The organism is Paenibacillus sp. FSL M7-1455 (assembly GCF_038004655.1).
GTDB classification, from domain to species: domain Bacteria; phylum Bacillota; class Bacilli; order Paenibacillales; family Paenibacillaceae; genus Paenibacillus_AQ; species Paenibacillus_AQ cookii.
Genome location: NZ_JBBORO010000001.1, coordinates 3,537,781 through 3,560,826, shown reverse-complemented (window position 1 = coordinate 3,560,826; position 23,046 = coordinate 3,537,781). Strand labels below are relative to the sequence as shown.

At 54.4% G+C, this 23,046-nt stretch carries 20 protein-coding genes and 1 pseudogene; 20 read left to right on the top strand and 1 reads right to left on the bottom strand.

Features of this window, described 5'->3' with window-relative positions; translation table 11 throughout:
- Nucleotides 1–171: 171 nt before the first annotated feature.
- From NYE48_RS16390 to NYE48_RS16365, 6 genes are all read left to right on the top strand, one after another.
- Nucleotides 172–1,038, top strand: coding sequence for a carbohydrate ABC transporter permease (locus NYE48_RS16390; RefSeq protein WP_081992197.1), 867 nt, complete (start codon nt 172–174; stop codon nt 1,036–1,038).
- Between the two features lie 52 nt (nt 1,039–1,090).
- On the top strand, nt 1,091–1,957 hold the full coding sequence (locus NYE48_RS16385) for a carbohydrate ABC transporter permease (protein WP_340999428.1): 867 nt from the start codon (nt 1,091–1,093) through the stop codon (nt 1,955–1,957).
- Nucleotides 1,958–2,012: 55 nt separating this feature from the next.
- Nucleotides 2,013–3,392: an extracellular solute-binding protein gene (locus NYE48_RS16380; protein WP_339324427.1), complete on the top strand. Its 1,380-nt coding sequence runs from the start codon at nt 2,013–2,015 to the stop codon at nt 3,390–3,392.
- Nucleotides 3,393–3,477: 85 nt separating this feature from the next.
- On the top strand, nt 3,478–4,308 hold the full coding sequence (locus NYE48_RS16375) for a sugar phosphate isomerase/epimerase family protein (protein ID WP_340999426.1): 831 nt from the start codon (nt 3,478–3,480) through the stop codon (nt 4,306–4,308).
- Nucleotides 4,309–4,339: 31 nt separating this feature from the next.
- Nucleotides 4,340–5,299, top strand: a complete 960-nt coding sequence (locus NYE48_RS16370; RefSeq protein ID WP_340999424.1) for a Gfo/Idh/MocA family protein — start codon at nt 4,340–4,342, stop codon at nt 5,297–5,299.
- Between the two features lie 343 nt (nt 5,300–5,642).
- Nucleotides 5,643–6,746, top strand: coding sequence for a 5-methyltetrahydropteroyltriglutamate--homocysteine S-methyltransferase (locus NYE48_RS16365; RefSeq protein ID WP_341000680.1), 1,104 nt, complete (start codon nt 5,643–5,645; stop codon nt 6,744–6,746).
- Nucleotides 6,747–6,915: 169 nt separating this feature from the next.
- Here NYE48_RS16365 and NYE48_RS16360 read toward each other — a convergent pair whose 3' ends face one another.
- Nucleotides 6,916–7,149, bottom strand: coding sequence for a hypothetical protein (locus tag NYE48_RS16360; protein ID WP_036708115.1), 234 nt, complete (start codon nt 7,147–7,149; stop codon nt 6,916–6,918).
- Nucleotides 7,150–7,522: 373 nt separating this feature from the next.
- On the opposite strand from NYE48_RS16360, the gene NYE48_RS16355 reads away from it, so the two are divergent.
- The 14 genes and pseudogenes from NYE48_RS16355 (at nt 7,523) to NYE48_RS16290 (ending at nt 22,797) form a co-directional block, all read left to right on the top strand.
- Complete coding sequence (locus tag NYE48_RS16355) at nt 7,523–8,383, top strand: MurR/RpiR family transcriptional regulator (protein WP_036708118.1); 861 nt, start codon at nt 7,523–7,525, stop codon at nt 8,381–8,383.
- Nucleotides 8,384–8,703: 320 nt separating this feature from the next.
- Nucleotides 8,704–9,618: an N-acetylmuramic acid 6-phosphate etherase gene (gene murQ, locus NYE48_RS16350; protein ID WP_212948354.1), complete on the top strand. Its 915-nt coding sequence runs from the start codon at nt 8,704–8,706 to the stop codon at nt 9,616–9,618.
- A gap of 66 nt (nt 9,619–9,684) precedes the next feature.
- Nucleotides 9,685–11,103, top strand: a complete 1,419-nt coding sequence (locus NYE48_RS16345) for an ABC transporter substrate-binding protein (protein WP_212948583.1) — start codon at nt 9,685–9,687, stop codon at nt 11,101–11,103.
- A gap of 86 nt (nt 11,104–11,189) precedes the next feature.
- On the top strand, nt 11,190–12,092 hold the full coding sequence (locus tag NYE48_RS16340) for a carbohydrate ABC transporter permease (protein ID WP_036708122.1): 903 nt from the start codon (nt 11,190–11,192) through the stop codon (nt 12,090–12,092).
- A gap of 17 nt (nt 12,093–12,109) precedes the next feature.
- The gene (locus NYE48_RS16335) at nt 12,110–12,970 is read left to right on the top strand and encodes a carbohydrate ABC transporter permease (RefSeq protein WP_212948356.1); all 861 of its coding nucleotides are present in this window, start codon (nt 12,110–12,112) and stop codon (nt 12,968–12,970) included.
- Between the two features lie 4 nt (nt 12,971–12,974).
- Nucleotides 12,975–14,171 (top strand): anhydro-N-acetylmuramic acid kinase, encoded by a 1,197-nt coding sequence (locus NYE48_RS16330; RefSeq protein ID WP_340999423.1) that lies wholly within the window; start codon nt 12,975–12,977, stop codon nt 14,169–14,171.
- A gap of 32 nt (nt 14,172–14,203) precedes the next feature.
- Nucleotides 14,204–15,169, top strand: a complete 966-nt coding sequence (locus NYE48_RS16325; RefSeq protein ID WP_036708131.1) for a GNAT family N-acetyltransferase — start codon at nt 14,204–14,206, stop codon at nt 15,167–15,169.
- 2 nt (nt 15,170–15,171) lie between these two features.
- Entirely contained in the window at nt 15,172–15,879 is a 708-nt protein-coding gene (locus tag NYE48_RS16320; protein WP_036708134.1) for a PIG-L deacetylase family protein, read from the top strand.
- Between the two features lie 155 nt (nt 15,880–16,034).
- A complete protein-coding gene (locus NYE48_RS16315; protein ID WP_212948361.1) occupies nt 16,035–17,174 on the top strand; it encodes an exo-beta-N-acetylmuramidase NamZ family protein in 1,140 nt (379 codons plus the stop codon).
- Nucleotides 17,175–17,224: 50 nt separating this feature from the next.
- Nucleotides 17,225–18,778 (top strand): glycoside hydrolase family 3 protein, encoded by a 1,554-nt coding sequence (locus NYE48_RS16310; protein WP_340999421.1) that lies wholly within the window; start codon nt 17,225–17,227, stop codon nt 18,776–18,778.
- A gap of 43 nt (nt 18,779–18,821) precedes the next feature.
- Nucleotides 18,822–19,751 (top strand): N-acetylglucosamine kinase, encoded by a 930-nt coding sequence (locus NYE48_RS16305; RefSeq protein WP_306433217.1) that lies wholly within the window; start codon nt 18,822–18,824, stop codon nt 19,749–19,751.
- A 52-nt stretch (nt 19,752–19,803) separates the two neighbouring features.
- Nucleotides 19,804–20,106, top strand: a pseudogene (locus NYE48_RS16300) (GyrI-like domain-containing protein); the annotation flags it as partial.
- A 244-nt stretch (nt 20,107–20,350) separates the two neighbouring features.
- Nucleotides 20,351–21,604 carry a stalk domain-containing protein gene (locus NYE48_RS16295; RefSeq protein WP_340999419.1) on the top strand — a complete coding sequence of 418 codons (1,254 nt, stop codon included), beginning with the start codon at nt 20,351–20,353 and terminating at the stop codon, nt 21,602–21,604.
- A 143-nt stretch (nt 21,605–21,747) separates the two neighbouring features.
- On the top strand, nt 21,748–22,797 hold the full coding sequence (locus NYE48_RS16290) for a hypothetical protein (protein WP_340999418.1): 1,050 nt from the start codon (nt 21,748–21,750) through the stop codon (nt 22,795–22,797).
- Nucleotides 22,798–23,046 lie beyond the last annotated feature (249 nt).

Sequence of the window (23,046 nt, the reverse complement as noted above, 5' to 3'; positions counted from 1 at the left end):
ATACATATTTTAAAAAATGCTTCGCCAGATTCTGATCATGTCGTCAACATCTTAGCAAGTGCTGCGAACCGGAAGGAGGAAACCGGCTTGTCATTGAACGCAAATGTGAAAACGGATACACCCTTGGAACCCAAGGTCAAGCGGAAAAGGCGATTCACCCGGAACGACTGGATGGGTTACCTGTTCAGCGCACCTCTGATCATCGGCGTGCTCGCTTTTGCGATTTATCCGATGATCGCTGCGCTGATCATGAGCTTCCATCAAACCTCGGGACTATCGATCGGCGGAACATGGGTCGGACTAAACAACTACGATTACGTGCTGTCGGATTCGCTATTTTGGCAAGCGCTTACAAATACGCTTTTTATCGGCATTTGGTCGGTACTTCTCGGCATCGCCCTGTCCTTTATTTTGGCGAGCCTGATCAACAACCTGAAATGGCATATGGGCAAAAACTTTTTCAAGGCCGTATTTTTTCTGCCGAACGTCGTGTCCGGGGTGGCGACGACGCTGCTGTTTTCGTTTCTGTTTTACCCTTCCAAGGAAGGGCTGCTGAACTTCGTCATCGGTTTGTTCGGCATCGACCCCGTCGGCTGGTTCACGAATCCGCAGGTGTCCCGGTACAGCATCGTTCTGATGAGCTTATGGGGGGCGCTCGGTTACAATACGATCATTTTTTTGGCGGGGCTGCAAAGCGTTCCGCGGGATCTGTACGAAGCGGCCGAGGTCGACGGCGCGGGTACCTACCGCAAATGGCTGTATGTGACGATTCCGTATTTAAGGCCGATATTCGTGTTCATGCTCATCATGGGCACGATCGGCGGCATGAAACGGTTTACGGACGTGTGGCTGATCGGCGGCACGGCGGGCAATCCGGGCGGCAGCCTGATGACGGTGGTGCTGTATATTTACCGAAACGCCTTTCTCTCCTCGCAGATGGGTACGGCGACCGCAGCCTCGTATTTGCTCTTTATCATGATTTTCGTGCTGACGGCGGTCATGATGCTGCTGAACCGGCGGAAGGACAGCTTCGACTGATCGGGGGAGTTGCAGCTTCAACCCGTCCCATTCTGAGTTAGGAGGTCAATCGATGAACACCGTGGATGCCAATTTCAAGCACCGGCGAAAAAAGATTTCCCTGAACCAATGGATATTGACGATCGTGCTTTCGCTCGGATCCTTCGTCATGATCGTGCCGTTTCTGTGGATGCTCGTCACAAGCTTCGACTGGGCTGCCCGTCTTCATATCAACTTCCCGCCGAGGCTGTGGCCGGAGGAACCCTCCATCAAAACCTTCGAGGCGGCGTTTACCAGCATCAAGATGTTCCGATACATTTCGAATTCGATTCTGGTGAGCGTCGGCGTCATCATCGTCAGCGCCTTGTCGGCGCTGCTCTCGGGGTACGCGTTATCCAAGCTGCGTTTCAAGGGGGCGAACATCGTGCTGCTGCTTGCCTTGAGCACGATGATGATCCCTTTTGAAATGACGATGATCCCGCAATATTTGCTGTTCAGCAAGCTCGGGCTTGTCGACAATTATTTGGCGTTTTATCTGCCCGCCCTGAACTATGCGTTCGGGACGTTTTTGGCCAAAGCCTTTTTCGATCAGCTGCCGACGACGCTCCGGGAGGCCGCCATTTTGGACGGAGCGAAGGAGGGGTCCGTGTTCGGCAGGGTGTACCTTCCGCTGTGCACGCCGATCATCGCCACCATGGTCATTTTGCTTTTTTTGGGCGTTTGGAACGACATGCTGTGGCCGCTTCTGATCCTGAAAAAAGCGACCAAATACACCATCCAAATCGGCCTCGCGATGTTCACCTACAACAACGGCATCGACAAACAGCCTTCCATCATTATGGCTGCCACGACTGTAAGCCTGATTCCGGTCGTCGTCGTATATATGTTTTTGCAGCGCTACATTATCGAAAGCATCGCTTTGTCGGGAATCAAACAGTAAGCAGCGTTTTGAAGTGCTTCCATTCCAGGTGTGATGAAAAAGGGGGAACGGATTCATGAAAAAGCTTCTATTGCTTCTCATGTCCAGCCTGCTGACGCTTTCGCTTGCGGCTTGTTCGGGCGGATCGGATACGGACGTCACGGGCGGCGTGGAAATCAAGAAGGTGTCCGACATGAAAGGGAACGTCAGGGTGGCGTTGGCGGGATGGCAGCTGGACAACGGCATCAACGCGCAGACGGGAAACCCGACCATCGGGCTGAACGAGTATCTCGAGCAGACGTTCAACAAAATGTATCCGAACATTAAACTCGAGCTGTATCAAATTCCATGGGAAAACGTCAAAGCCAAACAATCCGCGATGCTGCTTTCCGGCGACGTGGATGTGCTGTACACCGGCGGAGCTTTTGCGTCCCAGTGGTATCAGGACGGATTGCTCCGGGACTTGGATGACCTGATCAAGGAAGATGCGAGCTTCGACCCGAATATTTACCTGGCCGGCATCATGAACAATTCCTACAGCACCAAGTCGCCCGACGGCTCGAAACAATTCGGCATTCCGGTGGCGCTCGGGCGCAGAATGACCATCTACGACAAAAAGCTTTTTGAAGACTGGGGAGTGGAACCGCTCTCCGCCAAAGCCGATCCGGCCGAAATTCTCGAAAAGGCCAAAAAAATGACCGGCAAAAACCCGAAAACCGGCGAAGATAATTACGGACTGTACTGGAGCGGCAACTCGCTCAACGGATCGACGTTCGTCGCGTTGACGCTGGCGTTTGGAGCCAAAGGCGCCGAAGGCACGTTGAAGGACGTCAAGAACATCAAATGGCATTTGAACACGCCGGAAATGGTGAAGGTCATGGAATGGCTGAAGGAAGCGGCAAAACTTCCGCCGGCCGGCTTCGTGAACGCCCAGGGCGCGGAGAACTTCGGGCTTGAACGCAACAATATCGCGATCGCGCTGGATTCCACCGGCGGCTCCACGATGAACGAATATTTAAGCAAGAAAAACAAGGAGCTGCTGGACCGGTTTGAACCGGTCATGAACATGGGACCCAAAGGAGAAGGTTGGGTGGCGGTCGACCCGTTCGTCATGGCGAAAAACGCCAAGGACGTCAAAGCCTCTTGGGAGGTGCTCAAGTTCCTGACGAGTCCGATGACGCAGCGGTACATGTACGAAAACTTTGCGCTGACGCCGACGCTGAAAAATGCGGATTTCGTCTCCCCTGAAGACAAATACGTCAAAAAGGCGCTGGAAATCGCCGAAGTGGGCCACTCGGAACTCATGGACGAAGCCAACCCCTTCTACATGAGCGACATCGTGCCCGCGGTGAACGGATTCATCAGCAAAGCGGCCACCGGCAACGCTCCGGATATCCAGTCATTCCTGGACGATCTGCAGCAGCGCGCGGAAAAATGGTCGGCAAACTTGAAGTGACAGCACAGGTGCAAAGCTCCCCGCGAGCTTTGCACCTGTCCATTTCGTTTCGGGTGAAGGGCGAGAGATGGGAGGAGGACTGAAGATGAAGAAGGGAATCAATCAATGGTGTTTCCCGCCGGGGACTCCGCTGAGCAAAGTGCTGCGCACCAGCTCGGCGGCCGGATTTGACACGATCGAGCTGAATCTGTACGCTCCCGGCGGCGTGGGATTGACGATGGATACGACGCCTGAAGACGCGAAAGCGCTCGGGAGGCTGGTCCGCAGCTATGGGCTGACGATCAGCAGCCTTTCGACCGAGATGCTTGGAAAATACCCGCTTAGTTCCCCGGACAAAGAAACGAGGAGCCTTGGGGTAGAATCCGTCCGCAAGCAAATCGAACTGGCGCTGGAGCTTGAAGTCGATACGATCCTGGTCGTGCCGGGGCGGATCGAAGAAAACGTCTCGTACGAGGAAGTATGGGAGCGCTCGACGATGGCTTTGCAGCCGCTGATCGACGATATCGCCGGCACGCCTTTAAGCATCGCCATCGAAAATGTTTGGAACCAGTTTCTGTGGAGTCCGCTTGAAATGGCCCGCTACATCGACCAGTTCGAATCGGAGCATGTCGGGGCTTATTTCGACGTCGGCAACACGCTGGCCTTCGGAAGACCGGAACATTGGATCCGGACGCTCGGAAGCCGTATCCGCAAAATTCACGTGAAAGATTTCCGGACGAAGGTCGGCAATTACCACGGTTTCGTGCCGCTGTTATCCGGGGACGTGGACTGGCTGAACGTCCGCCTGGCTTTGAGCGACATCGGATACCGCGACAGCTTGACCGCCGAGCTGGAGCCCTACGCAAGTTTTCCGGACCAGCTGATCTTTGACACGTCCCGCCATTTGGACGTCATTTTGGGCAAAAATCCGTATTAACACGCGAAAAAAGCGAAGGGGAGGCAGGCAAATGATCAGAATCGGCGTTGTTGGGGCCGGAATCATCGCTACCGAGCATCTGAAGCATATTCACCGGAATGAACGGGCCGAACTGGCGGCCGTCTGCGACGTTGCGCCGGCTGCGGCGGAACGGGCCGCCAGGCAGTACGGGGGAAAGGCATATGATGATTTCGACGAAATGTTGGACCGCGAAAAGCTGGACGCCTTATTTATATGCGTACCGCCGTTTGCCCACGGGAACATGGAAGAAAAAGCGGCGGAACGCGGGATTCATCTGCTCGTCGAAAAGCCGCTTGGACTCCGCATGGATGAGGTCCGCCGGAAAGCGGAAGCGTTGGAGCAATCCGGGGTCATCGCCGGGTCGGGCTACTGCTTGCGTTATATGGAATCCGTTCAGCGGGCCAAACGTTACCTGGAGGGCAAAGAGATCGCCATGGTTCGGGCTTACCGTTTCGGAGGACTTCCTCCGAATCCATGGTGGGTGGACCATGCCAAGTCCGGGGGACAGCTGGTGGAGCAGACGACGCACAACGTGGATTTGATGCTGCATTTGGCGGGCGACGTCCGCAAAATATCCGCCGACATGGGGCTGCTGCTCAGCCGGGACGTTCCCGGAATCACCACCCCCGATGCGGCTTCGGTCAACATGGTGTTTGCATCGGGCGCCCTCGGGCATATCGATACCGGTTTTTTTCCGCAGCCGGACGGTAGGTCTTCGCTGGAAATGATGGGGCGCAACTTCAGGCTGACCTTGGAAGGCAGCCACTTGACCATCACGGAACCGGACCAAACTTGGGTATTCAAAGGCCGGGGCGATTTTTACCAGGCGCAGGACGATGCCTTCATCCAGGCGGTGGAAACCGGGGACCGCAGCCTGATTCTCGCCCCGTACGGCGAGGCGCTGCGGACGCTTGAAGTCACGCTGGCCGCCAACGAGTCCGCCAAAACGGGGCTGCCGGTTATGTTTTGATCAGGCCCGCGGCGGATCAGGTTGCCGCAAACAGGGGACCGTACGTGCGCTGCGACCGTTTCATCCGCCATATGGGGTGAAAACGGTCTTTTTTTGTCATCGTGTAGGGAAGTGCAATTCGCGATTTTTCGGCACATCCGTTAAACGGAAGCGCGTATGCCGAACATCGCCGAAAAATGACGGTAAACTTATGCCCGATGCGAATTTTGCAAAATCATGACTTGTTTGCCGCGCGGAGAAGTAGGATAATCAGATATAACGGTTTGCCGCAAAATACTACCATCGACGATTTTTGCTGCTGGAGACAAAGGAGAGAAACTAATTGAAAACGGAAACAAACAACATGGCGCCGCCGTACCGCGCCGACCAAGTGGGAAGCTTCCTGCGTCCGCAAGTTCTCAAAGAAGCCAGAGCCAAGTTCCAGGAAGGGCTGATTTCGAAGGAAGAGCTGCGCGCAGTCGAAGACGCCGAGATCGTGAAGCTGGTGGACAAACAGAAGGCGGTCGGCCTGACCGCCGTGACGGACGGCGAATTCAGACGCACTTGGTGGCATCTGGACTTCATCGAAGCCATCCAAGGAATCGAGGTGTTTGATCTCGATGCTTCCGGCTTGTTCCATGGAGCGATGAGCAAAGCCAAAGGATACACGGTTGCTTCGAAGCTGGCTTTTCCTGCGGATCATCCGTTTTTGGAGGATTTTAAATTCCTGAAGCAGGCTGCGGGGGAGCATGTGGCCAAGTTTACGATTCCGGGTCCGAACATGATCTTTTATTCCGGCGTCGTCAACAGCCAGAAATATGCCGATCACCCTGCGTACCCTACTTTGGAAGATGCCGCGAAAGACATCGTGCAAGTATACCGCAACGCGATTCAGGCATTTTACGATGCGGGCTGCCGCTACCTTCAGCTCGACGATACAAGCTGGGGCGCATTGTTCAGCGACACGTTTCGGGAGAAAATCAAGGCTAAAGGCTACGATCCGGACAAGCTGATGAAAACGTTCGCCGATATCACCATCGAAGCCGTCGAGCAAAAGCCCGCCGACATGGCGATTACGATTCACATTTGCCGCGGCAACTTCAAATCTTCCTGGCTGTACGACGGAGGTTATGAGCCGATTGCCAAAGAGCTGTTCTCCCGCGTGAACGTGGACGGCTTTTTCCTGGAATACGACAGCGATCGTGCGGGCGATTTCAAACCGCTTCGCCATATCCGTGGCCAGCGCGTCGTGCTTGGACTGGTCACCACCAAAACCGGCGAGATGGAAAATATGGAAGACATCAAGCGGCGCGTGCGGGAAGCGGCCGAATACGTGCCGCTCGAACAGCTCTGCCTGAGCCCGCAATGCGGCTTTGCTTCGACGGAAGAGGGCAACGCGGTCGCGAATCAGGACCAGTGGAACAAGCTGGGGCTGGTCGTATCGGCGGCAAAGCAGATCTGGAACTGATTTTCGGCTGATCCTTCAGCGGCATGCGAACAACACGAGGCGCAAACATCTGTGCTTCGTGTTTTTTTGTAGCGCCATTCAGCTGCGGCCGCGCCGGCCTTCCGGGCTTGTCCTCCGATGGTTTCGGCTCCTAAAAAAATCTCCCCGGTATCGGGGAGAACAAATTCGGTCAAATCAACGCGATCGCCAGCAGAGTAAACAAGCTAAGCGGAATTATCGCTCTGCGGTAACCCCATCCGTAAGGCGAAAAGGCCGAGGTTCGGACAGGCCCTCCTTGCTCGGTTTCCAAATACACGCGCTCCCTGTCGACCTTCACGATTTTCCCTACATGCACTTTGCCGTCCGTCGTTAATATGCGAACCTTCCGATTCATGCATTGCAAACAATTATAATACGCGTCCATCATATCACTCCTTTGCGCTGACAAAATATCATATGAAAAAAGAGAGTCTCCGGAAACGGCGGTTATACCTTCCGCTAGCGGTGAAGAACGATTTCTAAATGATAGATTTTAAGGGCCGCAGAAACGGGAGGGGGCGCATGTCCATGCGAATAATCGTTGACCCGGCATGTAAGGTTTATTGCAATTTTGCGCTCTGTCATATAAAATGGATTTAAATTTTAAATCGACAGGTAAATTTTGAAATTTATTTTTATCTGTCGAAAACTTCATGATTTTTCTATTTTTTCAATTATATTGATTAACCTCTTGTTTTTATGTACACTAGCGATTGACGCAATTGGATTCTATTAAACTGAGATGAGTAGGGAAACGTATGTCAATACACGATAATATTTTGATTAAAATTCGCGAAATGAAAGACAGCCTGACCCCGGTCGAAAAAATGGTGGCGGAATACGTTCTGCAAAACGTCGAAGAAATCCCCCATCTATCGATCAAAAACCTGGCGCAGCTGACGAAAACAAGCGACGCGTCCGTGCTTCGTTTTTGCAAAACGATGGGATATTCGGGTTACCGCAGCTTTATCGTCAGCATCTCGGCGTCGCTTGGTTCGATGGAGGAGCAAAAGGATCAGTATACGGACATCCAGCCGGGAGACGACCTGTCCGTCATCATTTCCAACACGTTCAGAAACAACATCAAATCGATCGAAGACACGTTAAGCGTCATCGATAAGAACGAAGTGGAACGAGCCGTGCAGGTGCTGCGGAAAAGCAACCGCATCGTCTTTTTCGGCATCGGCGCTTCGGGCCTGGTCGGCATCGACGCGGAACAGAAGTTTTCGCGGATCAACAAGATGTGCCATACGTACACCGACGGGCACAGCCAGCTGACCGCCGCGACGCTGCTCGACAAAGGGGACGTGGCGGTGTTTATCTCCAATTCGGGCAAAACCACGGAAATTCTGGACTCGCTTGAAATCGCCAGAAAAAGCGGGGCCACCATCATCGCCATTACGAAATACACGAAAAGCGAGCTGGCGGACAAGGCAAATATCGTGCTGAACATTTCGACCCCCGAAGTGACCATCCGCAGCGGCGCCATGGGCTCGCGCATCGCCATGCTGACGATCATCGACATCCTGTTTGCCGGGGTGGCAAGCGCCGAATACAAAAACGTGAAAAAATATTTGACCAAAACGCATAACATCATCGCGGCAAGCAAACACCGCTGACCGATGCGATCCAGACACCGGCCTTTCGCCCGAAAGACGGTGTCTTTTTTTTGTTTTCCGTTAATGGTCCGCAGGCGTACAAGCTAAAATTAAACAACAATAATTTATTTTATAATAAAATAATATTTCAAAAACTGTTGACCAAAATGAAATTTCTCGTTAATATGAAATCAAGAAGAGGATTTGGCAAATATCAAAAGTGCGGTTTTGATACACATGATGTAGGGACAGACCATATAAAAAGAACTACATATTGTGCCTTGATCCGTCTTTGGAATTTGCGACTTCCCAGAAATGAATATATGGATAGGAGGATCGCAATGGATGAGTATCTGGCGGGGCTGACAACAGAGGGTATCAATGAGCAGACTCGGATGATCGATGAATGCAGCACAGAAGAAATGCTTCGTCTCATGAACGAACAAGATGCCAAGGTTCCGGCCGCCGTGGCTGCGGAAATCCCGCAGATTTCGAAGGCGGTGGACGTTCTGCACCGCGTGCTTAAAAATGGCGGCAGAATGTTTTATATAGGAGCAGGGACTTCGGGCAGATTGGGCGTTCTGGACGCATCTGAATGTCCGCCGACATTCGGCACTGATCCTTCGATTGTGCAAGGTCATATTGCCGGAGGCGATGGAGCGCTGAGACTGGCTGTGGAAGGTTCCGAAGACAGTGCGGAGGAGGGGGTTGCATTAATCGAGCAGTGCGGGATCACGGACAAGGACGCGGTGATCGGCATTACGGCGAGCGGCAGCGCGACATTCGTCATCGAGGCGCTTCGGAAAGCGCGCGAGATCGGAGCGGCAACGATCGGCGTCGTAAACAACAAACCGTCCAAATTAGAGAACGTCTGCGATATCTGCATTGCGCCGGTGGTCGGGCCTGAAGTGATCATGGGTTCAACGAGGCTGAAAGCCGGAACTGCCCAGAAATTGGTTTTGAATATGCTCAGCACATGTACTATGGTTAAGTTAGGCAAGACCTACAATAACTTGATGGTAGACTTGAAAGCGAGCAACATCAAGCTTCGGGATCGTTCGATCCGCATCATCAAATCGGCAACAGGGGTCGATGACGCCAAGGCTGCCGCCTATTTGGAAAGCGCTTCCATGAACTGTAAGCTGGCGATCATGATGATCAAAACCGGGCTTGCGGCAGGTCCGGCCGAAGAGGCGCTGAACCGGGCCGACGGCAGCTTGAAAAAAGCAATCCATGAGTTCAATCAGGTCGTTTAAGGATTTGGCTTTAAGAAACAGAAGGTCTAATACGATTTATATTTTCAAGGAGGCTTGTTTTTGATGATGAAAAAGAAAATGCGCGTATTGGCATCCGTCTTTGCCCTCAGCATGGCCCTGACCACGTTGTCCGCTTGCGGCGGCAAAGACGACAAAGCTGCGAACGTGGACGATCCGAACGCAAAAGACACCATCACGGCGCTTTTGCCGCCGGTATCGGCAAACTTCCAAAGCAATTTCGATCAGATGGCGAAAGAGTTCAACGAAAAATACCCGAACCTGACGCTTAAGATCGAACCTGCGAGCTGGGAAGACATGACGCAAAAGCTCGACACGCAGGTGAACGCGGGCAGCCCTCCGGACATCGCGTTTATGGGCTCCGACGGCATTTCGAAATACGTGCAGCAAGGCATGCTGATGGATATTTCGGATACCGCGACGGAAGAAATGCTGAAGGATTACGACGCGGCTCCGCTTGAATACATGAAAAACGGCAAAGGCCTTTACGGCTTCCCTGCCTACATGGAAGTGCACGCCATCGGCGGCAACAAGGAATTCATGGAAAAAGCCGGCATCGACTACAAAAAGGTGCAAAAAGAGGGCTGGACCTTCGACGAATTCCGCGAAGCGATCAAAAAAGGCGTGGTTACGGAAAACGGCAAAACATCCCGCTACGGTTTTGTATTCGCAACAGCCGGCGTTACCTCCAAAGATTACCTCGGCATTCTCGTGAAAAGCGCCGGCATGCCGTCGCCGTTCACGCAGGATCTGAAATACGCTTACACAAGCAAAAACTTCCTTGAAGTATTGAAAGACATCCGCGTGATGATCGACGACGGTTCCATGCCGAAAGAGCTCAGCTCGATCGATGCGGGCAAACGCTGGAACATGTTCCTGACAGGTCAAACGATGATCACCGGTAAAGGTCTCGCAGGGTTCGAAAGATCGGCGAAGCTGAACAACGAAAAGCTGAAAAACAAAGACGCAAGCGCGGTCAAGGGTTCGATTCCCGTCGATTACGTCGTGCTTCCGGTTCCTTCCTTTGCCGGCGCCAAAGCGCAATCCAGCGTCGCCGTCGACGGTTACGTAACCTTCCGCGGCAAGAAAGAGCCGACGGCTGCGCACAAAGCGAACGTCGTCAAAGCGGCGAACTTCCTGTCCAGCGGCAAAATCGCGGCGACCACGAACAACGAGCTGTTCGTCGCCCAAATCACCGAAAGCGGCAGAAAAGCGGCTGAAAGCATGCCGGTCGACCGCGATCCGGACAACAAGGCAGCCGTCGAAACGATGCTGAAAGCGGCCGTTCCTGCCCGTCCGGACATCCCAACGGATCTTGGCGCCAAAGCCATCAAGCTTGAGGATGAAGTCATCGTGCCTAAGCTTCAAGCTCTGATTGCCGGCGAAATTACCCCTGAGGCAATGTACGAAGCGGTAAGAACCGCGGCGGTAGATGCCTTCGGCGAAGACGGCGTCGTCAAAGACTAGAGAGAAAAACATTGGAAAGCCGTATGACTTCCATACGGCTTTCCCCCAATTGCCTGTGAAACGAAGTATGAAAGGGGTTTCGCAAGATGACTGAATATGCTAAACCGATCAAACGGCGAAAAATAAAAGGCGATGCAGCGTGGGGATATGCTTTTATTGCCGTGGCCCTTTTGGTTTTTGCAATGTTTACGTTATACCCGGTAATCAGCGCGCTCATCATCAGTTTTCAAAAGTATAAGCCGATCGGTTCCGAGTTCGTCGGGTTTGAAAACTATACGGAAACGTTCAAGGACAAGTTGTTCTGGAAGGCCATCGTGAACACCGTCGTCTACACGGTACTGACGGTTCCGGTATCGCTTCTATTATCTTTTGCGGTCTCCATCATGATTTTGCCGCTGAAGAAAAAGATGCAGACGGTATTCAAGGCGGTCTATTACCTTCCGGCAGTCGCTTCCGGCGTGGCCTTGTCCCTGGTTTGGCTGTGGATTTTCGATCCGATGCCCGTCGGCATCTTCAACAAAGTCACGTCGTTTTTCGGGCTCGGCACGCATAACTGGCTCGGATCCAGCGCGTATGCCATGTTCTCGCTCGTTTTGATGGCTTGGCTGTCCAGTCACGGCACGAGCATCATCATCTATCTTGCGGCATTGCTTGGCATTGACGGAAGTTACTACGAGGCGGCGGAACTCGACGGAGCGTCGTTTTTTCAAAAGTTGTGGTACATCGTGGTGCCTTGTTTGAAACCGACGACCTTGTTCCTGCTGGTGACGGGCGTCATCGGTTCCTTCCAGGTGTTCCAGAACGCGTATTTGATGACGGGCGGAGGCCCGGACAACGCGACGACGATGGTCGGTTTGCTTATTTTCAACAACGCGTTTAAATATTTCGAATTCGGCAAAGCCGCGGCGCAGTCGCTGGTATTGGCCGCCATCATCGCGGTTATATCTTTCATTCAGTTCAAATTCCTGGGCAAAGACGTGGAATATTAAAGGAAGGAGATGCACTTATGTCGCTTTACAACCCTCATGCAGGGAGACCCCAGATCCGGATCGCCAGAAACACCGTTCTGATGATCATACTGCTGGCATTCGCGCTGGCCACCCTGTTCCCGATCTACTATATGATTATTTCTTCCTTTGGTGAACCCGTCGAAGCCGGGGCCATGGATTACAAATTGGTTCCCAGCAGTTTCTCGCTCGAATCCTACAAGTTCTTTTTTGAGTTCAGCGAATACACGTACCGCTGGCTGCTGAACTCCTTGATCGTGGCAACCACCGTGATGGTCACGAACGTGTTGTTCGCCAGCATGGCGGGATACGCGTTTTCCAAAATCCAGTTCAAAGGCAGAGCCGCGATCTTTTCGTTGCTGCTGATCGCCATGATGATTCCTTATCAGGTCACGCAGGTTCCGCTGTACATTTTGATCGTCAATATTTTTGAAATTCAAAATACGTATACGGCATTGATTTTGCCGGGTCTGGTCACCGTTTATAACATCTTTCTCGCGAAGCAGTTCATGGGCAGCATCCCGAACGAAATTTTGGAATGCGCCAAAATCGAAGGCTGCAACCAGTTCCAGATATATTTCCGTATCATTTTGCCTTTATCCAAAACCGTTCTTGCAGTCATGGCCATTTTGACCTTCATGGACAACTGGAACACGTTCTTCTGGCCGTTCCTGGTCACCAACTCCATGGATATGCAGACGATTCAGGTCGGACTGAAAAACTTCCGTTTTGCGAACACGACTTATTTTGCGCCGATGATGGCAGGCGCGACCATTTCCGCGCTGCCGATGTTCATCTTGTTCTTCAGCCTGCAAAAATACTTCCTTGAGGGCGTTACCGTAGGCGCGGTAAAAGGCTGAACCGATGAAGCGCGAAACTTTGGATATGCATGCAAGCCGCTATGCCGTAGGACTTATGTCCGGCACGTCAGTGGATGGAATAGATGCAGCCGTGGTACGGATCGCGGACGGTCCCGGAGGGGAAATCGCCGTTTCGTTGATTGCCTTTGAAAACAGGCCGTATCCGGCTGCCGTCAGGCAGGAGATTTTCGAGCTGTTTGATCCGGTCAAGGCTACGATCGACAAAGTCGGGAGCATGAACGTATTGCTGGGCGAGCTGTACGCGGAAGCGGCGCTCGCCGTCATTAAGGCGGCGGGGCTCGAACCGGCGGACATCGCCGTCGTCGGCTCGCATGGTCAAACGATTTATCATGCGCCGGCCGCAGAAAAGCGCCATGGACATGACATACGTTATACGGTGCAAATCGGGGAAGGATCGGTCATCGCCGCGCGGACGGGGATTCCGTGCGTGTCCGACTTCCGCCCGGCGGATATGGCGGCGGGCGGCCAGGGGGCGCCGCTCGTACCGTTCACGGAATATTTGCTTTACAGGGAAGCGTCCCGCACGCTGCTGCTGCAAAATATCGGCGGCATCGGCAACATGACCGTCATTCCCGCGGGCTGCGCGCCGGAAGACGTGTATGCCTTCGATACCGGACCCGGAAACATGATCATCGACGGCGTCGTCGAACGCCTGTATCCGGGACAGCTCACGATGGACATCGGAGGGGCGATTGCCGGCCGGGGGACGGTCGACGAGGAACTGCTCGGGTTTTTAGCCAAAGAACCTTATTATGCGCAGCCGCTTCCGAAATCCACCGGCAGGGAGCTGTTCGGCTCGGCCTATATCGAGAGGCTGCTGGGCATTGCTGCGCAAAAAGGCATGAAGCCGGAGGATGTGGTCGCTACCGTGACGAAGCTGACGGCCTGGTCGATCGGCGACGCCTACCGCCGCTACGTCCAAGGCCGCACGCCGGCCGATGTCCTGATCGTCGGCGGAGGCGGAAGCTATAATCCGGTATTGGTCGGTTTCCTGCGCAGCGAAATGGAATCCATGGGGGTCGAGGTGCTGACGCAGGAGGAAGTCGGCTACAGCAGCGACGCGAAGGAAGCGGTGGCGTTTGCAATCCTCGCCGATTATGCGATAAAGCGGAAGCCGAACAATCTGCCGAACGTAACCGGGGCCGCAAGGCCCGTCATCATGGGGAAAATAAGCTACTAAATCTCTCACAAGGGACGGAGGTGCCGCTGAGCATGATTGATGCCTGGGATGAAAAATATACGCAGGCGGTCATCGATTTATGGAATCAAGAGGCCGTAAAAGACGGGTACAAGGAGCTGACGGAGCAAAGCTTCCATCATATTTTCGCTTCCAGCCCTTATTTCGATAAGCTGAACGCATTCGTCCTGATCGAAGACGGACGGGTGACCGGGTTTGCCTGCGGGTGTACCGGCGACGATCTTCCGCTCGGGCAAACGGCAGGGTACGTGACCTGCATCGTGCTTGAGCAGGCGAGCCAGACGGACGAACAGTACAAAAAGCTGCTGCAAGCCGTCGAAGGCCGGTTTCGGGAGCTTGGGAAAAAGCAGGCGGACTTCCTGTTTTTTAATCCGATGATGCTGCCGTGGTACATACCGGATACGCCGCGGCATGAACATAACAACGCCCCGGGCGTCCCGACGGGCAGCAGGCTGCATTCCTTTTTGCTTGGCGAAGGTTATGCGGAACGCGCCCAGGAGTGCGCGATGTATTTGAATCTCGGGCAGTTTTCCATGCCGGAGGAGATCCGGGCGAAAGAGCGGAAAGCCGCCGAAGAAGGCTATCGGGTGGAACTGTTCGACGGCGCGAAACACGAAGGCGTGGCCGGCATGCTTCAAGGGTTAAACAACCCGTTGTGGGAAAAGGAAATCGGCAAGTGCACGTCGGAAGGCACGCCGGTTGTCGTCGCGGCGCACGGGCGGCAGGTGGTCGGTTTTGCCGGGCCGGTCATTCGCCAGGACAACGGGCGGGGTTATTTTGCCGGCATCGGGGTGCATCCCGAGCACGAAGGGCACGGGCTGGGCACGATTTTGTTCTTCAAGCTGTGCGAAGCGTTCAAGGCGATCGGCACCGATTATATGTCGCTGTACACGGGCAGCACCAATCCGGCCATCCGGATATATGAAAAAGCAGGCTTCCGAACCGTAAAACGATTTTCTATCATGAGAAGGGAGTTTTAGGAATGAGCGAACAGAAATTGACGATTATGGCCATCGGCGGACATGTCGGGGATGCGGAATTGACGGCAGGCGGGGTGCTGGCCAGCCACTCGCTGAAAGGGGACAAAATCGTAACGCTTGCTTTGACGGCGGGCGAACGCGGCGTGCCGGCCGGGCAGGACATGGCCGAATACCGCCAGCAAAAGGTCAACGAAGCGAAAGCTTTTGCCGATATGCTCGGCGGCGAATCGATCGTATTTGATATTCCGGACGGCGAACTGAAGGATAACGAGGAAATGCGTTTGCGCGTCTGCGATTGTATCCGCCAAGTCAAACCGAACGTGATCATCACGCACTGGAAAAACAGCATGCACAAAGACCATGCGATTACCCATAACATCGTCAATGACGCCCGTTTCTTTGCGGGACTCGCTTCCTTCGAAAGAGAGCTGCCGGCGCATTTTGCCTCCAGGCTGTATTATGCGGAAAACTGGGAGGACGCGGTGGACTACAAGCCGTATGTATACGTGGATTTCTCCAAAGAAGCATTCGACCTGTGGGTCAAAGCAACGGAGCAGCATTGGTTCGTCACGAACAGCAAATCGTTCCCTTACCTCGAGTACTACAAACATTTGGCAAGGGTTCGCGGGATCGAAGCGCGCAAGGAATACGCCGAAACGTTCATGGTACCGGAAGAAACGAAACGCGTGCTGAAAAGTGATCTGTTGTAGGAAAAGGATAGGAAAAATGACTGCCTGCAGGGCAGGATTCGGCAAGCGGGCGCTTGTTTGAATTCTGCGAAGCCGCACCATTTCCGGACGGAATGGACTTTTGCGGAGCGGCAGTCATTTTTTTCAAAAACGACATGCGATAGGGGGAAGCAGCGATGATTTTGAACGGGATCGACACGGTCATGGAAGCCGCCCATGTATTAAAAGGAAAAAGACTTGGCCTGATTACCTCGCCGACCGGACTCAATAAAGACTTTGTATCGACGATCCAGATTTTGCACGAGCATTTTCATTTGGCGGCAATGTTTTCGCCGGAGCATGGGGTGCGGGGGGATCAGGCCGCGGGGGCCATGGTCGAAACGTATTCCGACCCGATTACGGGCGTGCCGGTCTACAGCTTGTACCGCAAGGATTCCAAACGATTGAGCCGGGAAATGCTGGACGAAGTGGACACGGTCGTATACGACATCCAGGACGTGGGCACGCGTTATTATACGTTTATTTATACGATGCTGTACGCATTGGAAGACTGCGCGAAAGCCGGCAAGGAAATCGTTATTTTCGACCGGGTCAACCCGCTGGACGGCGTAACCGTCGAAGGAAATATATTAAAGCCGGGATTCGAATCGTTCGTCGGCAATTATCCGCTTGCCGTCCGCTACGGCTTGACCGCCGGCGAGGTGGCGATGATGGCCAACGAGCAGAAGGGCTGGAACGCCAAATTGCACGTCGTCCGCTGCCAGGGCTGGGACCGCCGCATGCTGTTTCCGGAAACCGGGCGTATTTGGGTCATGCCGTCGCTCGGAATTCCGCGGTTCGAATCGGCGCTTGTATATCCCGGCACCTGCCTGTTCGAAGGGACGAACCTGTCGGAAGGCCGGGGCACGACCGCTCCGTTCGAGATCATCGGCGCGCCGTTCATCCAGGCCGAGCGGTTGGCCGACGAGATGAATGCGCAGAAACATCCGGGGGTCATGTTCCGTCCGGTGTACTTCAAGCCGTCGTTTTCGAAATTCCAGGGCGAGCAATGCGGCGGGGTTCAGCTCCATATCACGGACGTCCGGGCGTTCCGCCCGCTGGAAACCGGCGTCCGCCTGATGTTTACGATCAAAAACAACTATGAATCGTTTTCGTTCCTGCCGCCGGTCAGAGAAAATTCCAGGCCGTTTATCGATTTGCTCGGCGGAGACAACATGTACCGGGATGAGCACGTGGACGTTCCGGCGCTGCTCGAGCAATTCCGCGAAGAAAGCCGCCGGTTCGAAAAGCTGAAGGCGGAATACCATCTGTATTGATTCGATAAAACCTAGCAAATCCGAAAAGGAATAAAGGAGCCGGTATCCGGATGAGACAACTGACATTAAGAGAAAAAATCGGCCAGCTGATCGTGGCGGGTTTTCCAGGACCTGAGATCGATGAAGAAACGCAGCGTCTGCTTGCGGAATATAAAATCGGCAACATCATTTTGTTCGCGCATAACGTCGTCAACCGCGAGCAGCTGAAAGGCCTGTGCGCGGAGCTGCAGCGAAGCATTACCGGACATACGGGGTATCCGGCGCTGATCTCGATCGACCAGGAAGGGGGGCGGGTCACGCGCCTGCCGAAGGATGCGGTCAACGTGCCGGGGGCGATGGCGATCGCCTCGACGGGCCGCCCCGAAAACGCCTATGCGGCAGGACGGATAACGGCCCGCGAAATGCGCGCCTTGGGGATCAACTTTAACCTTGCGCCCGTGCTGGATATCAACAACAATAAGCAAAATCCGGTCATTAACGTGCGCTCTTACGGCGATACGGCGGAAGTCGTGACCGAATACGGGCTGCAAATGCTGCGCGGGCTCAAGGATGGCGGCGTGCTGGCTGCCATCAAGCATTTTCCGGGGCATGGCGACACGGCGGTGGATTCCCATCTGGGGCTGCCTTCGATCGACAAATCGCTGGAATCGCTGGCCGAGCTTGAACTGAAGCCGTTCCGGGCGGCGATCGACGGCGGGGCGGAGTGTTTGACCAGCGCGCATATTTTATTCCCTTCCATCGAAAAAGATCAGGTTCCGGCCACGATGTCCAAAACGATTATTACCGATCTGCTCAAGCATCAAATGGGTTATGACGGACTGGTCATCTCGGACTGCCTGGAAATGGATGCCATCCAAAACTATTACGGAACCGCCGAAGGCGCCGTCGGAGCGCTGAAGGCAGGGGTTCACCTGCTTTTTATCAGCCATAGCGCGCAGCTCGTGAAGGATGCGGTCCGCCGGATCGAACACGCGGTGGAAACCGGAGAGCTGTCGGTTGACATCCTTGACGAAGCCGTGGAAAAGGTGCTGTTTTATAAGGCAAAATACGGGGTGGTAAAAGACGGGGAACTGACCGAAGCGGATCATGAGGTGAATCGGCGGGCGGCGGAGGCGATCAGCATGGAAAGCATCTGCCATGCCGGCAGTACGCTTGTGCCTGTGCGGAAGGGGGCTTCGGATACGATCGTGATCGGCAGCCTGCCGTATCGCCCGGATCAGGCTTCAAGCCAAGCGAGCGCCGAATTGTCCTTTCCGGCGGAAGCCGCGGCGGCTTGGGGGATCGAACATCTGCTGACGGACATCAATCCGGACGAAGCGGAGCAAAGCCGGATTGCGAACGAAATCCGGCATGTTCCGAACGTCATTATCGGCCTGTATAACGGGTGCGACCATCGGGGGCAAATCGGGCTTGCGAACCGGCTGGTCCGGACAGGCCACCGGGTAACCGCGGTGGCGCTCGGCAAGCCGTACGATTTGGAGCTCCTGGAAGCGGGCGTTTGCGGATTGGCCGCTTTCGAATATACCCGGATGTCCATTCGTTCGGTCATCCGTATTTTAAGCGGGGAAGCAGCGCCGACCGGCAAGATCAGCTTGCGCAACTAAAGATCGCGACGCAGCCGTTGTCGAAAATCAAACGAAGGATGTGATGAGAACGATGAAATATGCGGCCGGCTTGGACGGGGGAGGCACGAAAACCGCCGTCACGATCGTGGACGAAACCGGCAGGGCGGTAAAGACGTTTGCCTCCGGCGCCATCAACTATAACGGTCAGGACGAAGAAAGCGTCGGCGCTTCCTTGCGGGAGATGATGGAAACCATCGGGGCGGCATGCGGAGGGCTCGAAAACTGCGGCGAATTATGCGTCGGGGCCGCCGGAGTAAGCAATCCGAGCGTCGTCGGCAGGCTGACCGGACAAATCCGGGGCGCGGGTTATCCGGGAGGTCTGCACATTACCGGCGATCACGAGACCGCTTTGTACGGGGCCCATCAGAAAAATTGCGGCATGATTCTGATCGCCGGCACCGGCTCCATCGGACTCGGCAAAAACGAAGCTGGACAATCGCATCGAACGGGAGGATTCGGGCACCTGATCGACGACGAAGGAAGCGGCTACGCGATCGGGCGCGATTTGCTGGCTGCCGTCGTGCAGGCGCATGACGGGCGGATTCCGGACACGATCATTAAAGAGCTTGTCTACGGGCAGCTCGGCATCGGGTCGGTACAGGACGTCGTCGGTTTTGTCTACGACAAAAACAGAAACAAAAAAGAAATCGCTGCACTGGCCCCGATCCTCTCCGAAGCCTGCGCGGCGGGTGACGAGGCGGCGCTCGATATCGCCGATAACTGTGCGTCATCCCTGCTGAAGCTGGTCATTCCGGTGGCCGAAACGCTTTCGTTGCAGGAAGGCAGCCTTGCCATGGCAGGCAGCGTGCTGCTCAAAAACGGCTTCGTTAGAACGAAGTTCCAAGAGAAGCTTCGCGCGCGTTACCCCAAGATGGAGTGCATTACGCCCAAAAGCGATGCTTCCACGGGAGCTGCGTTGATGGCGTTGGAACGGATGCGTTCGAAACCGTAAATGCCGGCCCGGGACGGAAAATCATTTCCGCCCGGGCTATTTTTATGAGAAGAGAGTCGGCTCGGAAGCTTTTACGTACATGGCTTGCGTTCCCGTGATAAGCGTCGAAGATCTGCCGGAATCGATGGCGGCCAGGACGATTCCAAAAAGAGAGTACGTGGTCGTCACCCATAAAGGCAAGCTGGATTCTTTGGGCAATGCTTTTGATCATATATACGGGAGCTGGCTGCCGAAATCCGGATATGACCTGGTCGAGGGGGATGATTTCGAAATTTACGACGAGCGGTTTTTGGGCCCGGACCACGAGGAGTCCCAGGTAGATATCTATATCCCGGTCCAAAAAATCAAGGATTGACAGGACAACGTAAAAGGCTGCTTTGCGTATTTCCCTATGATAAATAGGTGCATAGGCTGGAAGTAAAGATAACTTCAGGCCTATGTTTTTTTTGGCCAAAATGCGGCTTCGGTCCAGCCCCATACCGAAAAATTCAGGATATAATTGGAAAAAGTCGTGAATAGCCTGATGATGGATGCGTACGGATGGTCGACGCGGCAAGACGTCTCAAACGAATACGCAGAAAAAGGAGTGAAAGGCAAACATGCGAGCTGTTTATAAGAAAACCGGCGCCGGATTGCTGCTGTTCTTCGCATTGCTGCTGGCAACCGGCGTTTGGGGAATGAAGCAGGCTTATGCGGCTGCGGCGGCACCGATCAAGGTGGCGGTCGATACGCAATGGGTATCCTTTTCGGTCGATCCGCTGCTGGACGGCGGTTCGACGCTGGTCCAGATGCGCCCTTTGTTTGAAACGATGGGCATTGCATTGACATGGAATCAGCAGAACCAAACGATTACGGGACAAAAAGGTTCCATGTCGTTCACTTTGAAGGTAGGCAGCACAAAGGCCGTTTTAAACGGGAAAGAAATCAAGCTCGATAAGCCGGCGCGGGTCGTCCAAGGGAATACCTTGGTACCGCTGCGGTTTGTGGGGGAGGCGACGGGCGGTTTGGTGGTGTGGGATCCCAAAAACCGCGAAATCACGATATTTTCGGAGCAAATGCTGAGCCAGCTTGGCCTCACCAAAGAGCAGGCTGCGGAAATACTCGCTAAAAACGGGGGCATGACGACATCGAACCCGCCGAAGGATCCTCCCGGAACGGGACAGACCGGAAGCGGCGATGAAGAAAAAGCTCCGGCTTCCCCGGTCAAGCTCGACAAGCTCCAAGGCATGTACGTCGGCATGCGGCTCGATCCGGGAGGTTACGAATGCGGCGGTGCATGCTGGGATTATTACACGTTCCTTCCGGGGCAAAAAGTCGTCGTAGGCGAGCCCGTCTCCGGCGGGCCGGAAACGATCGACTGCTCCAAGCAGGCCTGCAGCGCCTACAGCATCAAAAATAACCGCCTGACGTTAGATAACGGCAAGTCCTATGCGATCCGGGTGTCGGCCAAAGGAAACCTGTTCATCGAGGACGTTCAGCTGGAGCCCGTGAAACCCGTCGCAGCCCATTTCAAGCTTAGCGGCAGCTACGTCTACCGGGGTTATTCGGGCATGGCCGGCGCCAATTCGGCCTCTTCGGCTTGGGAAGAGCGGATCGCCTTCCAAACGGACGGCACGTTCAAAAGCGACAATCTCGCTTTGGGGACGCTGGATACGGGGGCAGGCACAACCAATTCTTCGTCGGGCGTAAGCGGCACGGGAACGTACGACATCTCGGGCAATACGATCACGCTTAAATTTTCCGACGGCAAAACGGAACGTTTCGTGTTTTTCGTCCACACGGGAAAAGACGGGAAACCCAACCCGCAGGACATCCAAATCGGCGACCGCAACTTTTACGTGGATAACGATTGAGGTATTGTCCGGAACGCAGGGAAAATTTTGGAAAAGGGAGGCGAAGGCAGCCTTTGGGAGACGGAGGCTGCCTTTGCATGCATCGGAGCACCGTTAAGGTTTCGCGCAAGAATGCGCGGTAAAAAAACTGGAGGTGAGGTCGGATGATTACGATCGGAACGGCGCGGCAACGGGCTGCGGAGTGGGTCCGGGAACATGCCTGCATGCAGGCGGGTTATATTGGGGCCTATTTCAGCGGCTCGACGGTGGGGAGGCCGGAGAAGGAGGCGCTGCCGACGGGTTCGGACGTCGATGTTGTCGTGGTCCTCAGAGGGGAGACGGTTCCGCCGAAGCCGGGAAAGATGATTTACAAGGATACCCTGATCGAGATCACCTACCTGCCCTTCAATCAGCTGGCTTCGGCGGAACAAGTGTTAGGCTCCTACCATCTGGCGGGCAGTATCCGCCTGCCTGCGGTGATCGATGACCCGAGCGGATATTTGCATCAGCTGCAGCGACAGGTTTCCGAAAAATTTGCGGATGAAAAATGGGTGAAACTCCGCTGCGAGGAGGCGTGGAATCGGGTGGACCAAGGGCTAAGGTCGCTGAATCCGTCGGCTCCTTTGTTCGAGCTTGTTATGCCTTGGTTGTTTCCGACGGGGGTGATGACGCATGTCCTTTTGGTCGCCGCGCTCCGCAACCCGACGGTCAGGCTAAGATATTTGGCAGCCCGCCGCGTGCTCGAGGACTACGGATTTGAGGGTGCGTACCCGGAATTGCTCGGATTTTTAGGGTGCAGCGGCTGGACTGCTCGATTGGCGGAGCGTCATCTGGAAGGGCTTGAACGGTGTTTTGAAGCTGCGGCCGCCGCGGCCCGAACGCCGTTAGCGTTCAGTTCGGACATCACGCCCGGGGCGAAAACGATTGCCATTGACGGCAGCCTTGAATTGATCCGAAGCGGAAATCCCCGCGAAGCGGTTTTTTGGATAGGGGTCACGCATGCGCGGTGCCACCACATTTTGTCGATTGACGCGGAGGCGGAGGTGCGCCGCGCGCACGAACCTTTTTTTGCCCGTTTCCTGGCGGATTTAGGCATCCATTCGAGCGGGGATTTGCTTCGCCGCGCCGAAGAGGGGTTGCGTTTTTTGCCGAAGCTGCGGCAGATCGCCGAAAGCATCATGCATGCGAACCCGGAAATCACGGGTATAGAATAATCGTCAATACCACTCTTATGACGTTTTATGGGATTGCTGGGACTCCGGCAGTCTTTTTTTATTATAGATTTCACAAATACGCAATTTCAAGGGATGTGAAGGGATGTTATCTTCAGGAATTTGTGATAACAGGCTGAATTCGGCAAGAGAAGAGCTTGCAATTGCCCGTTTTCATTGGATTCCGGAATAAGAATGTATGTTCTTAATTGGGTCTTTAGAGGGTAGGGACAGCCGCAATTATTAGGTATG

Excerpts from the sequence above, each read along its gene's own strand:
- NYE48_RS16315 (WP_212948361.1), top strand. The coding sequence starts at position 16,035 with ATGATTTTGAACGGGATCGACACGGTCATGGAAGCCGCCCATGTATTA.
- NYE48_RS16305 (WP_306433217.1), top strand. The coding sequence starts at position 18,822 with ATGAGAACGATGAAATATGCGGCCGGCTTGGACGGGGGAGGCACGAAA.
- NYE48_RS16310 (WP_340999421.1), top strand. The coding sequence starts at position 17,225 with ATGAGACAACTGACATTAAGAGAAAAAATCGGCCAGCTGATCGTGGCG.
- NYE48_RS16290 (WP_340999418.1), top strand. The coding sequence starts at position 21,748 with ATGATTACGATCGGAACGGCGCGGCAACGGGCTGCGGAGTGGGTCCGG.
- NYE48_RS16380 (WP_339324427.1), top strand. The coding sequence starts at position 2,013 with ATGAAAAAGCTTCTATTGCTTCTCATGTCCAGCCTGCTGACGCTTTCG.
- NYE48_RS16295 (WP_340999419.1), top strand. The coding sequence starts at position 20,351 with ATGCGAGCTGTTTATAAGAAAACCGGCGCCGGATTGCTGCTGTTCTTC.
- NYE48_RS16390 (WP_081992197.1), top strand. The coding sequence starts at position 172 with ATGGGTTACCTGTTCAGCGCACCTCTGATCATCGGCGTGCTCGCTTTT.
- NYE48_RS16355 (WP_036708118.1), top strand. The coding sequence starts at position 7,523 with ATGTCAATACACGATAATATTTTGATTAAAATTCGCGAAATGAAAGAC.
- NYE48_RS16385 (WP_340999428.1), top strand. The coding sequence starts at position 1,091 with ATGAACACCGTGGATGCCAATTTCAAGCACCGGCGAAAAAAGATTTCC.
- NYE48_RS16340 (WP_036708122.1), top strand. The coding sequence starts at position 11,190 with ATGACTGAATATGCTAAACCGATCAAACGGCGAAAAATAAAAGGCGAT.
- NYE48_RS16345 (WP_212948583.1), top strand. The coding sequence starts at position 9,685 with ATGAAAAAGAAAATGCGCGTATTGGCATCCGTCTTTGCCCTCAGCATG.
- NYE48_RS16375 (WP_340999426.1), top strand. The coding sequence starts at position 3,478 with ATGAAGAAGGGAATCAATCAATGGTGTTTCCCGCCGGGGACTCCGCTG.
- NYE48_RS16335 (WP_212948356.1), top strand. The coding sequence starts at position 12,110 with ATGTCGCTTTACAACCCTCATGCAGGGAGACCCCAGATCCGGATCGCC.
- murQ (WP_212948354.1), top strand. The coding sequence starts at position 8,704 with ATGGATGAGTATCTGGCGGGGCTGACAACAGAGGGTATCAATGAGCAG.
- NYE48_RS16325 (WP_036708131.1), top strand. The coding sequence starts at position 14,204 with ATGATTGATGCCTGGGATGAAAAATATACGCAGGCGGTCATCGATTTA.
- NYE48_RS16370 (WP_340999424.1), top strand. The coding sequence starts at position 4,340 with ATGATCAGAATCGGCGTTGTTGGGGCCGGAATCATCGCTACCGAGCAT.
- NYE48_RS16365 (WP_341000680.1), top strand. The coding sequence starts at position 5,643 with ATGGCGCCGCCGTACCGCGCCGACCAAGTGGGAAGCTTCCTGCGTCCG.
- NYE48_RS16330 (WP_340999423.1), top strand. The coding sequence starts at position 12,975 with ATGAAGCGCGAAACTTTGGATATGCATGCAAGCCGCTATGCCGTAGGA.
- NYE48_RS16320 (WP_036708134.1), top strand. The coding sequence starts at position 15,172 with ATGAGCGAACAGAAATTGACGATTATGGCCATCGGCGGACATGTCGGG.
- NYE48_RS16360 (WP_036708115.1), bottom strand. The coding sequence starts at position 7,149 with ATGGACGCGTATTATAATTGTTTGCAATGCATGAATCGGAAGGTTCGC.